Genomic DNA, 13,466 nt, shown 5'->3' with positions numbered 1-13,466 from the left:
ATTATGACAATGGATTCAATAACAGCCGCCAAAATCCGCTTGATGGCCAATGCCTGCATCACTCGTTTTGATCGTGAGGAGGGTCCGATAGAGAATATCATTTCTTCCTATAACATGCAGCCGGATAATGAGATTTTGGTTAAGGATCAGATTATCCAGAAACGATCAGAATTTCATTTTGCTGAAAACGATTCGACTGAGCAAGCTTCATCAGCCAAATAATTAGCACGCATCCACACAGGAGCGTGTTTTTTTGTGCCCTCGGTGGTGCCGGGGGCTATTACGCATCAACATCATTACAGAAAGGAGCGGACGAATGGGCGAAGGGGATATTGCGCAATTGGAGAAGCTGCTGCCGCTGGCAGATAAGTATGGGCTGGCTTATATTGTTGCTTTCATTTTGATGATCGTGCTGATGGTGTTATTGCGTGCGATTGTCAAAGGGAACCTTGTACCGCGAGAAATGCTGGATCGGGCAGAGGAGGATCGGGATCGTCTGCAAGCGATTTTGGATAAGGAGCGCTCGGAGTTTATGCAGCCCACACTGGACGTCTTAAAGAAACTGAAGATTGACCATACGGAAGACAGGGGGAGTTAGGAATGCTGTCACAATGGATTCGGCGGCTGCTTCTCCCCCGGCATGTTGATAAAGAGATGGAGCTCCGTAGAGCCTCTACCAGCGTTACACTGACCATAAGTCATTATAAAAATGTCTCGCAGGAAATTCAGGAGGAGATTGATCGTAACCGGTTCGCCAAATATTTAGTTTATGATCGAGGGGATCATGATGCACATGATTGAATTTTTATTATTGGTGCTATATGGCACTAATACGGCTTGCGGATTATACATTATTCATCGCCACAGGCAATATTTTTACGAAAGATTCCAAAAAGGTGTGGTCAGCGTGTTTATGCTGGCTATGCTTTTTTTCTTATTGGCTTATACATTCAATATGCTTATCGTTCTACTATTCCGTTTGGCAGAATTACTAGGAGTGGACATGGCAACATGGCTGACTTGGCTTAATTGTAGCTGGGCTATTGCCCAATTCGGTACAACTGGTGGAATTATAATATTAGCGATACTGACACGTTCCGGGAAATACGACCAATTTATTTATCTGAAAAAGATAGACAGAAAAGAGGAACTTCATGCTGACAATAACTCAGGTGAAAAATAAATCAGCCCAACGTCTAACCAACCTACACCCCGTAGTCCGTTCCGCTGCTACTGCTCTAATCGAACGTTGCTACAAACTCAACATCCCCATTCTCATTACGCAGGGACTTCGCACAATTGACGAGCAGGATGCTCTATATGCCCAAGGCCGCACCAAGCCCGGAGCGATTGTCACCAATGCACGTGGCGGATATAGCTATCATAATTTTGGATTGGCTGTAGATTTTGCTCTTTTGCTGCCGAATGGATCTGGTGTGTCTTGGGATATGTGCCGGGACGGCAATAACAACCAGATCGCAGATTGGCAGGAGGTTGTGAAGGAGGCAAAAGGGCTGGGCTTCGAGTGGGGAGGCGACTGGACAAGCTTCAAGGATTACCCCCATTTTCAAATGGCGTTTGGGTTAACACTCACACAGTTACGAGCAGGGACAAAGCCCTCAACATCTGCGGTGGAGTCAGCGTATAAGGTCATCCATCGGAAGGAGGAGGAAGAATTGAAGAGTGATGTTATTGCTGTCGTAAAGGTTAACGGGGTTAAAGTTGCAGATGGAGTGCTTGAAAAAGGCATCACCTACGTCCCTGTACGTGTTATTGCAGAAGCGCTGGGTGCTCAGGTAGGTTATGATTCAGCGACTCGAACGGTTGAGATTACAAGTACCCGCTAAGGAGGGAAAAGGATGGAAATTGGAACAATTTTAGATGATGTTATGGCGTTCGCCTCTATATTAGCGGTATTCGTACTGGCACTGGTTCAGTTGGTCAAAAATAGTATCAACATCCCGCGTAATGCAGTACCGATTATCGGACTGGTGATAGGTTTGCTCATCGGCGTAGTAGCGTATCCTTTTACCGAACTTGATTTAGTGCTTCGCCTTTGGGCTGGGGGTCTTGCAGGCTTATCTGCAACCGGGTTGTTTGAACTAGCTTTTAAGGATCGCCCGGGCACGACGAAAGAGTAAGTGGATAATAGGTACGAATCATAAAAAAGGGCTGTTCCAAAAAGTCTGAATAAGACCTAAGGAAGAGCCCCATTGTTTTTCTTATGATATTACATAAATAAGTTTCAGAACGAAAGCGTGCTGCCGGGTTGTAAAGAATATAGTCCTGTGAAACCTTCTCCCTTTAATATAGAAGCTACTTGGTCGATATGTGGTTTGGGAGCATGGACGAGCACTGTCCGGTGGCTGGGAATCGTTTGGAGCATTTTGCGAATGTCCGGCAAGCCTTGATGGACTTTATAGCGGATAAGTGAGACTGTACAGCGCACGCTGCTAGATTCTCCGATCATAGCTTGCTTAACGAGACGATGTCCAAAGCTTCCTGCCGCTAAATGTCCCGTAAAAATCACATGGTTGTCAGGAGAAACAGAGAGTTGATAAAAGTATTCTTGCGCTTTTGCCGACTGCATTATCCCGTCATCGGTGAATACGATAGCTCCCTTAAGATTCAACATTGCCTTCGCGCGTTCGTCCGAATTAGATACAACACACAAGTTTTTTCTGTTAAAAAGCGCATTTGCGCGCTGAATAGCATCCTCTTTCAGCCATTCCACCTTGTCGCTTAATGCTCGTAAAGGAGCGACGAGTGCTTCTTCAACGATCAACTGATGATCTGGAAAACATTCATTTGCCCATACGATCAATTCCTGGCTTCTGCCATGGATAGGCACAGGAAAGAGGACTGTACCCTCTTTTTGCAAGGTGTTGTGGATGGCTATCTCTAATTGCTGTAATTTTACAAGCTGCTCATCAGGATCTGCCCCATAAGCAGCATCGATAATGGACAGATCAGCCACAACTTTAGCATCGGCTCCTATAATTGTTGGTGTGTCTGCCGTGAGCAGCTGCGACTCCTCCGTATAATCCCCCGAGAAAAATACAGTTTTGTCCTCCCATTCTAAGCCCAGCCAAACCGAACCTGCTAAATGCCCGCTACGTCCCCATTGAACTCGAAGGTTAGGCGCAAGCGTCAGCCAAGTTTGAGGGGAGACATACTCCTCTAAATACTTGAATTGAATAGCTTCTTTATCCGTTTCCTCATAGGGGAGCGGGGCGGATTGAGCCGCCACATATTTATCCCAGGCCTCGAAATAATCAGGAAGCTGTAATGAGGTAGATCTAGTAGTCCATACCTTACCTCTGTATCCGTGTTTATAAAGTAAGGGCAGCGCTATGGAATGATCCTCATGAGCATGAGACAGAAATACTGCCTGCAAATGTGGAATAATATCCGTATCAAGTAGGGGGTATTCACCGGGGCCTTCTTTTTTTACGCCACAATCGAGCAGGATGCCATTTCGTGAATCCTTGCCCTGCAAAAGATAGGAGGAACGGCCATGCTCTCCGGCCCCTCCCCAAATCGTTAGTGTGCTCATTGTTGTCTCCGCTTTCTATCTGGGCTTAAATATTCTAAGACTAATAGTAATAGGGTAGTGATGCCTACAGAGATTACAGCCATGGCCATCCCCATGGCTACCGCACCTTGTTCAAACTGGGCAAAAATATAGGTTGCCGAGGTCTGCATTGAAGGTGGCAGAATGAGTAATGAGGCTACCAGTTCCCGGTTGGAAATGGTGAAGGTCATCATCCAGCCAGCTACCATCCCCGGAAGGATGAGGGGAAGCAGGATACGGCGGAACACATACAGCTTACTTCCTCCGAATACTTGTCCCGCTTGCATCAGAGAGGAATCGATCTGCCCATAGCTTGCTTTTACATACTGAACAGTATAAGGAAGGAAAAGTACGACATAAGTCAGTACAACCATCCAGTAGGTATTATAGAGCGGGATAGGCATCCAGCGGGCATTCCACAGCAGAATTAGCCCTACTACAATTACAATTCCCGGGACTGTATTTGGAAGCAAGCTGAATAAATCTGTAATTTTCTGCTTGAATGTAGCCCCTTTTCCTACCGTTAAGGCAAACCAAGTCCCGAGAATAACAGCGATACTGGAAGCAACGATAGCTAATGTAAAGCTATTTAATAAGGCCTCAAGTCCTTGCGAACCCGGGGATAACAGCTCTGCATAATGTTTTAAGGTTAGATTGCTCCAGGATACACCTTCTCCCCGAAGCTTCAATAATGAGGCTGTTATGATAGAGAAATAAGGAATGCCGATGGATGCCAGAAGCAATAGAAGAACATAACCCCAGCTAAGAAACCCTACGATTCCTGTACTCTTATAACGGTTAGTACGAGTTCCTTTTCCACCGATCAGACGGTAAGAGTAGCGGCTGCTAATTACAGTTTGGATGTACCACATGACAAGACAAACTCCGAGCAGCAAGGAGGCTAGTGAAGTAGCCTTACCGAAATCAATCGGCCAACTGGAGATATATTTATGGATCTCAGAGGTCAGAACGTAAAAGCCGATCCTACGGCCAAAGGTCGCAGGGGTACCGAATTCAGCAATTGTTTTGACGAAGATGAGCAGTGCTCCAAGCCCATAGCTAGAGAGCAGTAAAGGAATAATCACTCTTTTAAATCTGTAAAAGAAGGGGGCGCCGTGAACCGAGGCTGCTTCCTCCAGATTGCCCCCGATCTGCAAAAGCGCATTGCGCAGCAGCAGATACAGGAAGGGGAACAGGTGAAGGCTCATGATCAGCACCATACCCCCATAACTAAAGAAATACGGTGTAAGCACGGAGGAGGAGGGCAGAAACTGCTCCATATACCCGCCCGTCTGCATAAACAACATCCAACCCATAGAACCAATGTAAGGCGGCGTCATAAATGGAATTAACAGCACGACATCCAGCCAGTTGTGGCGCCCTAAGTCGGTTTTTGCCATAATCCAGGCTAGAGGTAGCGCAAACAACGTAGTTAGCAGAATAACGCTTACCCCAAGCCCGATAGAATTCAGCAGCACCTCTACTAGGTCATTGCTCCTCATAATGGTTCGTAGTGGTGCGGCTATGTCGAGATGCCCCTCTGGATAAATACTGGTCCAGAAAATGAGCAGGAGTGGCAGCAGCACGAGCACGGTTAGTATAAATAAGGCCAGTCCACCGCTCACCCATTTAAATGAGCGCAAAGAGTTAGTATTCATTACGCTTATTTAAAAATTTGTGTGAAGGTCGAGGAAACTTCATCGCTGTGCTCATTCATCCATTCCCAATTCACATCAAATGTTTTGATTTCTTCAAGATTGGCACGATTTTCTGCCTTCACGTCAGTTCTGCCTGGCAGCAAATAGGCTTTGGCAACAAGGGCTTGCGCTTCATCGGAGAGAAGGTAGTCGATAAAAGCCTTAGCGTTATCTACATTCGGGCTTGTCTTAATGATCGCAGCCGGACGAGGGCTGATTACAGTTCCTTCAGCAGGATAGACGATATCCACAGGTTCTCCGTCAGCTTTTGCTTTATAAGCCATGTAATCTACCCCAGCAGCAACGACGGATTTAGCACCGGTAATCACCGGATCAAGTGCCTCTTGATTGGCGCCTGACATAGCTACTTCATTGCTTTTATATTGTTTAAAAAGATCCCAGCCACTGTCCCCCTTAGCACTTAAATACCCAGTCATGAAATCAAGAGCCGAGCCGGAAAGTGAAGGATCGGGGATATTGACTGCACCCTTCCATTCCGCTTTGCTGAGGTCATCCCAGGAGGTCGGCGGTGAGCTTACTTTTTTGGTATTGTAGACGATACCGAGTGCGGATGCACTGTAACTGAAATAGTTACCTTCATCTGTATCTGACCAATCGCTAACCAGCTTGTCTGCATTAATCGCTTCTTTATATGGAAGTAATAATCCGTCGTTTTTCATTCCTTGCATGGACGGAAGAGAGGCGAGGACAACAACATCAACGACCGGATTGGATTTTTCTGCTTCCATGCGGGCAAGTATTTTTCCTGTAGTGCCTTGGAACATTTCAACCTTAACGCCAGTTTTGGCTTCAAAGCCGTCTTTGATTTTATTGGCTAAACCTTCAGGGCCTGCACTGTAAACGACAAGATTGCCGCTTAGTGTCTTTTCTGCTGGTTGTGGGGCTTCAGTTTGCGTCGCCGCCGCAGTATCGGTTTGGTTGTCGCTTGCGTTAGCCGCAGGGGTGTTCGAGGAGCCGCAGCCCACTAGAGTAATACCAAGTGCAGTTGTTAGAAGAAGTGAACTTAACCCTTTTGTCTTTTTCATTTGATTCAATGTAATTGCCTCCCTAATATTGTTGTGTGCATCTTGCTGCATGGAACAGCATCATATAGAGCCATTCCATGCAGTGGACGCTTAATTCAGATGATGGATTTGGTGCTCTGAAGCGTACAGCTGAATCTTTTCCCCTACAGGTAGGCGCCGATCATGATAAGCGGTCCAAGTCCCATTGTGCTCCATGTTCAGAATGATCTCATAGCGATCCCCCATATAACTCACATGCTGAATAGTCCCTGTAAAAGGAAGAAAGGAAGCATCCTCCTGAGACCAGCGTAAATGTTCTGGACGCAGCATCTGTTTATCCGGAACGATCCAGTTGGATTTTCCAATAAAGTGTGCCACAAAGGGATGACTCGGTTTACGATAAATGTCCTCAGGAGAACCACTCTGTAAAATAGTGCCACCTTGCATTACAACTACTTCATCTGACATAGACATCGCCTCGGTTTGATCATGCGTCACATACAGGGCTGTAATGCCCATGTTTTTCACCAAGGAGATTAACTCCAGCCTCATTTCATCTCGCAAGACCGCATCTAGCGCACTTAATGGCTCATCGAATAATACAAGCTGAGGGCGCATGACTACGGCTCGGGCAAAAGCAACCCGCTGCTGTTGTCCACCGGACAGCTGGTGTGGAAAACGCAGCTCTAACCCCTCCAGCTTGACCGATCGAAGTGCCTCCTGTACCCGAACCCGTAAATTCTTTTTTTGTTTGGAAGCTCGAAGTCCGAAGGCTACATTCTCGAACACAGTCAGATGCGGCCAGAGGGCGAAATCTTGAAAAACCATGCCAAAGTTACGGCGATGAATGGGGTGGCTAATTCTTTTGCTGCCTGAAAAAATAAACTCATCATCGATCAGAATTTCTCCTGCATCCGGTGTTTCCAGCCCAGCAATCAGACGGAGTAGTGTCGTCTTTCCACAACCTGAAGGACCGAGTAATGTCGTAAAGCTTCCAGCGGGAATCTTCAGATCTGCAGCCTTCAAGGCATGCACATCTCCGAATTTCTTTTCCAATCTGTGGATTGTAATTTCCTTCATTCTATCTACCTGCCTGTTCTTAAGCTTGTTCTTAGTGTAAAGGTAAAGAATTCCCGCTATATTTGCTGAATGTAACTGTGATATTAACTTTTTTGCCGATTTATTTTAACATTCATAGAATTCTTCTATGTTACCGTTTAGGAAAAGGCGAGGGAGTGGAAGAGAATGAACCTTAATCTAATGAAGCTGGAAATTGTAGAACTGCTGAATAAACATAAAAAAATTACCACGGTAGCAGATAAACTCGGACTAAAGCAGCCCACCGTTACGTATCATTTGAAGAATTTAGAGCAGCAATTGGGGGAGAAGTTATTTGAATCCAGAATGGATAAAATGATTCTTACGGAGAGTGGCAAAGCGTTTCTTCACTATGCGATTAAAATCAATGCGCTTGCAGCGGAAGCGGAGCGGGTGGTAAAAGAGTTCAGTCAGGCAGGCCGGGGGACGCTGAAAATTGGTGCCAGTTATGTTCCAGCTACATATATTCTTCCAAAAATATTGGGGCTGTTTGGCGAACAACATCCGGGGATTACCATTTCTTTATCGGTTAAGCCTTCACCGGTGATCAAAGAAATGCTTGCCAGTCATGAGATTGATCTTGGTATCTTGTCTACGGAATCTTTTTATCTGCCTGATCTGCATACTCAAGCCTTATGTGAAGATGAGCTTGTCCTTGTTTTTGCACCTACACATGATTTTGCCGGATTTTCTAATTTAAACTCGGCGATGATCGCTTCAGCGAGCTTTATTTTGCATGACAAGGAATCAAGCACACGCCATTTGACGGATAAATGGTTTGAACGAGAGGGAAAAGAATCAAAACCGCATATTTTGCTCGATTCACTGGAGGCGATTAAGCAATCGCTTATGAGTGGACAGCATGTCTCATTTATTTCACGACTTGCTGTGGAGGACGAGGTAGCCAGAGGAAGATTGCTAATGCGAGCCATTCCGGATTATAATTTTGAAAGACATATTTATTATTCGTATAACCGTGATCGTCATTATTCTCCTTTAATTGGACTGTTCATTGACCAGCTCCGCACAATCCGAATATAAGCATACATAGAGAATATACGATAGAGCCATTATATATATGAAAGAATACATAAAATATAAGGACTGTATAAATTCAGAAATTGGTGTATAATCTTAGGTGCTGTGTCGCTTTACAGCACAAAAAAGTTGCAGATTTTCAAACGGTTTTATTGTATGATATGAGGAAGCTTTAATAGACGATATTTAGACAGACAAACTTAACACATTGATCCGGAAGAGAATGGGGGGAGCAGCATGACCGAACTTACGACTACCGTCAGCAAAAGCAACTCTAACAATCTGCTGCGACGGGACGTACGGTTCTTGGGGAACATTTTAGGAGAGGTCTTGGTTCACCAAGGCGGTAACGAACTGCTAGAGATCGTGGAGAAGATCCGCGAGACCAGTAAATCGCTACGCTCACTATTTTTACCTGAACTGCATAGTGAATTTAAGGAGTTAATCAATTCTTTGGATCCGGAGAACCGTCATCAGGTAATAAGAGCGTTCGCCATTTATTTTCAATTGGTGAATATTGCCGAACAGAACCACCGGATTCGCCGTAAACGTGACTATGAACGTTCAGCTGGGGAGACAGTTCAACCCGGTTCTATAGAAAGCGCTATTCAAGAGCTTCGTGAACGTGATTTCTCTCATGAGGAAGTCAACGAGATTATTGAAGGATTGTCTCTGGAACTTGTAATGACGGCACATCCAACGGAAGCCATGCGCCGTGCGATTCTCGATATTCATAAACGGATATCCGATGATGTTATGGGTCTTGATAACCCTACTCTAACTTTCCGTGAACGTGAACAGCTTCGCGAGAAGCTATTGAATGAAGTGATTACGCTTTGGCAAACGGATGAGCTACGTGACCGCAAGCCGACAGTACTCGATGAAGTGCGCAATGGAATGTACTATTTCCATGAGACTATTTTCCATGTATTGCCGGATGTGTATCAAGAGCTTGAACGCTGTCTGAGCAAATACTATCCTGGACAGAATTGGCATGTGCCAACCTACTTGCGTTTTGGATCATGGATTGGTGGAGACCGTGATGGTAACCCATCGGTAACCTCAACAGTCACTGCGCAGACTTTACGCATGCAGCGTAAGCTGGCCATTCGTGAATATCAGCGGATTATGCGTGAACTCATGAAATATCTAAGCTTTAGCACAAGTATTGTTAAAGTGACGCCTGAGCTAGTAGAATCCATCGAAGCTGATCGTGAGATCATTAACCTAGGCAAGATGGAAGAATGGCGCAATGACAACGAACCTTACCGAATTAAACTTAGCTACATGATCTCTAAGACACAAAATGTTTTGGATGATGAGAAAAAAGATACTCCTGAGCGTTATGCTACACCTGAGGAGTTCATAGATGATTTGAATGTCATTGACCGCAGTCTACGGCATCACTATGCCGACTATGTGGCCGATACCTATATTAAAAAGCTTATCCGCCAAGTGGAGCTGTTCGGATTCCATACAGCAACTCTTGACGTGCGTCAACACAGTCAAGAACATGAAAATGCCATGACAGAAATTTTGGCGAAGATGAACATTTCGCCGGATTACTCTAAGTTGACGGAGATCGAGAAGATTGATCTGCTGGAGAAATTGCTGAATGATCCACGTCCGTTGACCTCTTCTTACCAGACTTACACTGAAAGTACAGAGGAGTGTCTGGCGGTTTACCGGACGATCTTCGCATCGCAGGAAGAGTACGGCAAACAATGTATCACAAGTTATCTGATCAGTATGGCGGAAGCTGCAAGCGACATTCTGGAGGTTATGGTCTTCGCCAAAGAGGTAGGACTATTCCGCAAGGATAACGACGGTACAGTTGTATGTACCCTGCAAGCTGTGCCACTTTTTGAAACGATTGATGATTTGCATGAAGCACCGCAAATTATGCACACACTGCTCAGTATGCCGATCTACCGTGATGCGGTAAGAGCAATGAATGATTTGCAGGAAATCATGCTTGGATATTCAGATAGTAATAAAGATGGCGGCGTGGTTACTGCTAACTGGGAACTGCGTGTTGCCCTAAAAGAAATTACAGCGACAGCCGATCAGTTCGGAATCAAGCTGAAGTTCTTCCATGGTCGTGGTGGAGCGCTCGGCCGTGGCGGTATGCCACTTAACCGCAGTATTCTTGCTCAGCCAGCTTCGACAATTGGCGGAGGGATTAAGATTACCGAGCAGGGAGAAGTGATCTCCTCCCGTTACTCGATGCAGGGGATTGCTTACCGCAGTCTGGAGCAAGCGACATCTGCGCTTGTAACTGCAGCAATTAGTGCGAGAGTGCCACAAGCGGATCTTTATGAAGAGAAATGGGAAGAGATTGTTGCCCGGATTTCTGAAGTCTCGCTGAACAAATATCAGGATTTGATCTTCCGTGATCCAGATTTCCTGACTTATTTCAAAGAATCAACACCTCTGCCTGAGGTTGGAGAGCTTAATATCGGTTCCCGTCCTTCCAAGCGGAAGAACAGCGACCGTTTTGAAGATCTGCGTGCAATTCCTTGGGTATTTGCATGGACACAAAGCCGTTATTTGCTCCCAGCCTGGTACGCTGCTGGAACCGGACTGCAGAGTTTCTATGAGGGTAAGGAAGAGAATCTGAAGATAATGCAACATATGTATGAGAACTTCTCATTCTTTACTACACTGATAGATACGCTGCAAATGGCTATTTCAAAAGCGGACTTGATTATTGCTAAGGAATACGCCAGCATGGGCAAGAACGAGGAAGCACGTCAACGGATATTCGGCCAGATTGAAGATGAATTTAATCTGACCTCTGAGCTGATCCTGAAGATTACAGGCCAGCAGGATATTCTGGATAACGTTCCTGTGATTCAAGAGTCGATCAGACTCCGTAATCCATACGTTGATCCGCTTAGCTACCTGCAGGTTCAATTGCTATCCGAGCTTAGAGCGCTCCGTGAAATCGATGGAGATGATAGCGAACTGCTTCGCGAAGTATTGCTTACCATCAACGGCATTGCCGCCGGTCTTCGGAATACCGGCTGATATAGTCTTAACAACAAAAAGTCCGCCCTATTTGGGGCGGACTTTTTTTGCCTAATACAAGTTGTTGTGATCATAAACTGTATATTGCTGCTGTGAACTTTACTTGTTCCTAAATATTGGAGAGTCAAACCCGATATTTTTTTTATTACCCTACCCAAGTAACCGAGATGTAATCGGAGGTAAATAAAGTGGCACTTATTACTTCGGTGATGGAGCAGCGTAGAGAATATTTGGAACTGTAGGAGCGCCAGCGTTCGCCTTTATCCTCAGATTTCGACCGCTATATGCGGTTTATAATCAGGAAATGTGAGGATAACAGCGACCGGAAGTCCAAATATTTCTCGGAGCCGCACTTAATCGCCTATACCAAGTTGTCCAGTTTTTAACTCAGTTTACATAGAAGGTTACAATACAATCCTTGATTTTTACACAAACTTGAATTACGATTTAATTGCTTGTACCGTGGATATTTGCGAAGAAATACCAAGGGCGGCAAGTCTGGGGGAGTTAACAGGTGGAGAATTTGGAAGGCAGATTGACAAAGCTCGCCTTGAAGGGCGACCAAAGGGCATTTGCCGAGCTTGTGGAACTATATAAAGACAAAATATATCATTTAGCTTACAGGATGTTGAACAATCGCCATGAGGCGGAGGATATTGTTCAGGAGACCTTTTTGCGTGTGTATAGGAATTTGGATCGTTATGATGATAAACAGAAGTTCTCCACATGGATTTACCGGATTGGAACGAACCTCTGTATTGATAGATTGCGTAAACGAAAACCAACCTATTCGCTGGATGCTGAAATGAACGATCAGGAGGGCCTTGATGGATACTCGTTGATTCCGAGCGATAATGTGACACCTGAGACCGAACTATTGCTCTCTGAGACGCAGGGGCTAATCTATGAGGCGATTGACAGTCTGCCTGTGAAATACAGGTCGGTGATGATTCTGAGGTACCTGCAGGATCTGTCACTTCAGGAGATTAGTGATGTCCTGGATATGCCCGTGACCACGATTAAGACGCGTGTACACCGAGGCCGTGAATTTTTGCGTAAAAAATTAGGCCCAAAAATGTAAAAATAGATTTTTTTTATGAAACATCTTTTCGAGAGCGACGTATGTAAGTTAAGCAAGTCTTATGTGTCCTGACCCTTTGTCTTAGGATAATTAAATAGCACTCATGAAAGGATTGGCTCCTATGGAATGCAAACTGGCCGTCTCTATGATGCATGACTACTTGGATGACGACTTGCCCGAACAGCAGCAGAGGGAATTGAAGGAGCATCTTCTATCCTGTCCAGATTGCCGTGCAAAGTTTAAAGAATTGGAACAGACAGATATGTTGATGTTCTCCCTAATGCATCAGAATCCTGTAGCTTCAGATGATCTTGTGAGCCGGATAATGAGTTCATTGCCAAAGACTAAGAAAGAAAAAGCCTTTATTACCTGGATCAAGAGACACCCTGCACTTACAGCGGCATCTCTATTCCTTGTCGTTATGCTGATGAGCACCGTAACTTTTTGGAGTCCAGACAGACAGCTTGTAGTTAGAGGTGTTGATTTGGATCAAGTGGTCATCAAAGGGGATACTGTAATTGTACCTTCCGGCAAAATAATTACCGGAGACCTTACCATAGAGAACGGTAAAGCACAGGTATATGGAGAAGTGAACGGCAACGTGACAGTCATTGACGGATCTCTATATCAGGCTTCAACAGCTCATATTTCTGGGCAAGTCAAAAGCATAGACCAGGCAGTAAGCTGGTTCTGGTATAAAGTGACGAACATGTTCTCTGAAGTTGCCTACCGTTAATGCGGGCAGTGGTTACCTTGAGCAGGAATATTAATTAGCGCCTCTTTTTCCGGAAAGATGGCGCTTTTTTGTTTCCTTAAATTGGGTGGTTTCGGAAAGGATTGAGGGACTAAACTTGCAACTGAAGCCCGAACGTTATAACCTAGATATGATACAGAGCTAACAGACATTTTACATAAACCCAGCT

Annotated in this window: 14 protein-coding genes; 10 read left to right on the top strand and 4 right to left on the bottom strand. The window is 45.1% G+C overall.

The genetic code is table 11. The annotated features are described in order from the left end of the window. Positions 1-3: 3 nt before the first annotated feature. The 6 genes from NYE72_RS27310 to NYE72_RS27285 all read left to right on the top strand — a co-directional run bounded on the left by NYE72_RS27310 (position 4) and on the right by NYE72_RS27285 (position 2,141). Positions 4-222, top strand: coding sequence for a hypothetical protein (locus tag NYE72_RS27310; RefSeq protein ID WP_036681268.1), 219 nt, complete (start codon positions 4-6; stop codon positions 220-222). A gap of 94 nt (positions 223-316) precedes the next feature. Then, positions 317-598: a hypothetical protein gene (locus NYE72_RS27305; RefSeq protein WP_036681272.1), complete on the top strand. Its 282-nt coding sequence runs from the start codon at positions 317-319 to the stop codon at positions 596-598. Positions 599-600: 2 nt separating this feature from the next. Further along, positions 601-801: a hypothetical protein gene (locus NYE72_RS27300; RefSeq protein ID WP_036681274.1), complete on the top strand. Its 201-nt coding sequence runs from the start codon at positions 601-603 to the stop codon at positions 799-801. After that, positions 794-1,183, top strand: coding sequence for a hypothetical protein (locus NYE72_RS27295; RefSeq protein ID WP_036681275.1), 390 nt, complete (start codon positions 794-796; stop codon positions 1,181-1,183). The genes NYE72_RS27300 and NYE72_RS27295 overlap by 8 nt, the downstream gene beginning before the upstream one ends. Beyond that, entirely contained in the window at positions 1,155-1,847 is a 693-nt protein-coding gene (locus NYE72_RS27290; RefSeq protein ID WP_036681277.1) for a M15 family metallopeptidase, read from the top strand. Before NYE72_RS27295 ends, NYE72_RS27290 begins: the two co-directional genes overlap by 29 nt. 12 nt (positions 1,848-1,859) lie before the next feature. After that, positions 1,860-2,141: a holin gene (locus NYE72_RS27285; protein WP_339210868.1), complete on the top strand. Its 282-nt coding sequence runs from the start codon at positions 1,860-1,862 to the stop codon at positions 2,139-2,141. Between the two features lie 104 nt (positions 2,142-2,245). On the opposite strand, the gene NYE72_RS27280 is transcribed toward NYE72_RS27285, so the two are convergent. The 4 genes from NYE72_RS27280 to NYE72_RS27265 form a co-directional block, all read right to left on the bottom strand. Continuing rightward, positions 2,246-3,556 carry an MBL fold metallo-hydrolase gene (locus NYE72_RS27280; RefSeq protein WP_339210866.1) on the bottom strand — a complete coding sequence of 437 codons (1,311 nt, stop codon included), beginning with the start codon at positions 3,554-3,556 and terminating at the stop codon, positions 2,246-2,248. Beyond that, positions 3,553-5,232: an iron ABC transporter permease gene (locus NYE72_RS27275; protein ID WP_339210864.1), complete on the bottom strand. Its 1,680-nt coding sequence runs from the start codon at positions 5,230-5,232 to the stop codon at positions 3,553-3,555. Before NYE72_RS27275 ends, NYE72_RS27280 begins: the two co-directional genes overlap by 4 nt. Positions 5,233-5,237: 5 nt before the next feature. Then, a complete protein-coding gene (locus NYE72_RS27270; RefSeq protein WP_339212119.1) occupies positions 5,238-6,317 on the bottom strand; it encodes an ABC transporter substrate-binding protein in 1,080 nt (359 codons plus the stop codon). Between the two features lie 90 nt (positions 6,318-6,407). After that, positions 6,408-7,376: an ABC transporter ATP-binding protein gene (locus NYE72_RS27265; RefSeq protein WP_076099886.1), complete on the bottom strand. Its 969-nt coding sequence runs from the start codon at positions 7,374-7,376 to the stop codon at positions 6,408-6,410. 165 nt (positions 7,377-7,541) lie between these two features. Between NYE72_RS27265 and NYE72_RS27260 the strand changes: the two genes are divergently transcribed. The 4 genes from NYE72_RS27260 (at position 7,542) to NYE72_RS27245 (ending at position 13,279) form a co-directional block, all read left to right on the top strand. After that, positions 7,542-8,435, top strand: coding sequence for a LysR substrate-binding domain-containing protein (locus NYE72_RS27260; RefSeq protein ID WP_036681285.1), 894 nt, complete (start codon positions 7,542-7,544; stop codon positions 8,433-8,435). Between the two features lie 234 nt (positions 8,436-8,669). Next, the gene (gene ppc / locus NYE72_RS27255) at positions 8,670-11,462 is read left to right on the top strand and encodes a phosphoenolpyruvate carboxylase (RefSeq protein WP_036681287.1); all 2,793 of its coding nucleotides are present in this window, start codon (positions 8,670-8,672) and stop codon (positions 11,460-11,462) included. A 514-nt stretch (positions 11,463-11,976) separates the two neighbouring features. Next, positions 11,977-12,543: an RNA polymerase sigma factor SigW gene (gene sigW / locus NYE72_RS27250; protein ID WP_036681288.1), complete on the top strand. Its 567-nt coding sequence runs from the start codon at positions 11,977-11,979 to the stop codon at positions 12,541-12,543. Between the two features lie 121 nt (positions 12,544-12,664). Beyond that, complete coding sequence (locus tag NYE72_RS27245; protein ID WP_036681404.1) at positions 12,665-13,279, top strand: zf-HC2 domain-containing protein; 615 nt, start codon at positions 12,665-12,667, stop codon at positions 13,277-13,279. Positions 13,280-13,466 lie beyond the last annotated feature (187 nt).

It is taken from the genome of Paenibacillus sp. FSL L8-0333 (genome assembly GCF_037965665.1).
Lineage (GTDB): Bacteria > Bacillota > Bacilli > Paenibacillales > Paenibacillaceae > Paenibacillus_AQ > Paenibacillus_AQ odorifer.
This window is presented reverse-complemented; position numbering and strand designations above follow the sequence as displayed.

Bases quoted from the DNA above. Each gene is read 5' to 3' on its own strand.
- NYE72_RS27305 (WP_036681272.1), top strand. From the start codon at position 317: ATGGGCGAAGGGGATATTGCGCAATTGGAGAAGCTGCTGCCGCTGGCA.
- NYE72_RS27245 (WP_036681404.1), top strand. From the start codon at position 12,665: ATGGAATGCAAACTGGCCGTCTCTATGATGCATGACTACTTGGATGAC.
- NYE72_RS27300 (WP_036681274.1), top strand. From the start codon at position 601: ATGCTGTCACAATGGATTCGGCGGCTGCTTCTCCCCCGGCATGTTGAT.
- NYE72_RS27275 (WP_339210864.1), bottom strand. From the start codon at position 5,232: ATGAATACTAACTCTTTGCGCTCATTTAAATGGGTGAGCGGTGGACTG.
- NYE72_RS27260 (WP_036681285.1), top strand. From the start codon at position 7,542: ATGAACCTTAATCTAATGAAGCTGGAAATTGTAGAACTGCTGAATAAA.
- NYE72_RS27270 (WP_339212119.1), bottom strand. From the start codon at position 6,317: ATGAAAAAGACAAAAGGGTTAAGTTCACTTCTTCTAACAACTGCACTT.
- NYE72_RS27310 (WP_036681268.1), top strand. From the start codon at position 4: ATGACAATGGATTCAATAACAGCCGCCAAAATCCGCTTGATGGCCAAT.
- NYE72_RS27280 (WP_339210866.1), bottom strand. From the start codon at position 3,556: ATGAGCACACTAACGATTTGGGGAGGGGCCGGAGAGCATGGCCGTTCC.
- NYE72_RS27290 (WP_036681277.1), top strand. From the start codon at position 1,155: ATGCTGACAATAACTCAGGTGAAAAATAAATCAGCCCAACGTCTAACC.
- NYE72_RS27295 (WP_036681275.1), top strand. From the start codon at position 794: ATGATTGAATTTTTATTATTGGTGCTATATGGCACTAATACGGCTTGC.
- NYE72_RS27265 (WP_076099886.1), bottom strand. From the start codon at position 7,376: ATGAAGGAAATTACAATCCACAGATTGGAAAAGAAATTCGGAGATGTG.
- NYE72_RS27285 (WP_339210868.1), top strand. From the start codon at position 1,860: ATGGAAATTGGAACAATTTTAGATGATGTTATGGCGTTCGCCTCTATA.
- ppc (WP_036681287.1), top strand. From the start codon at position 8,670: ATGACCGAACTTACGACTACCGTCAGCAAAAGCAACTCTAACAATCTG.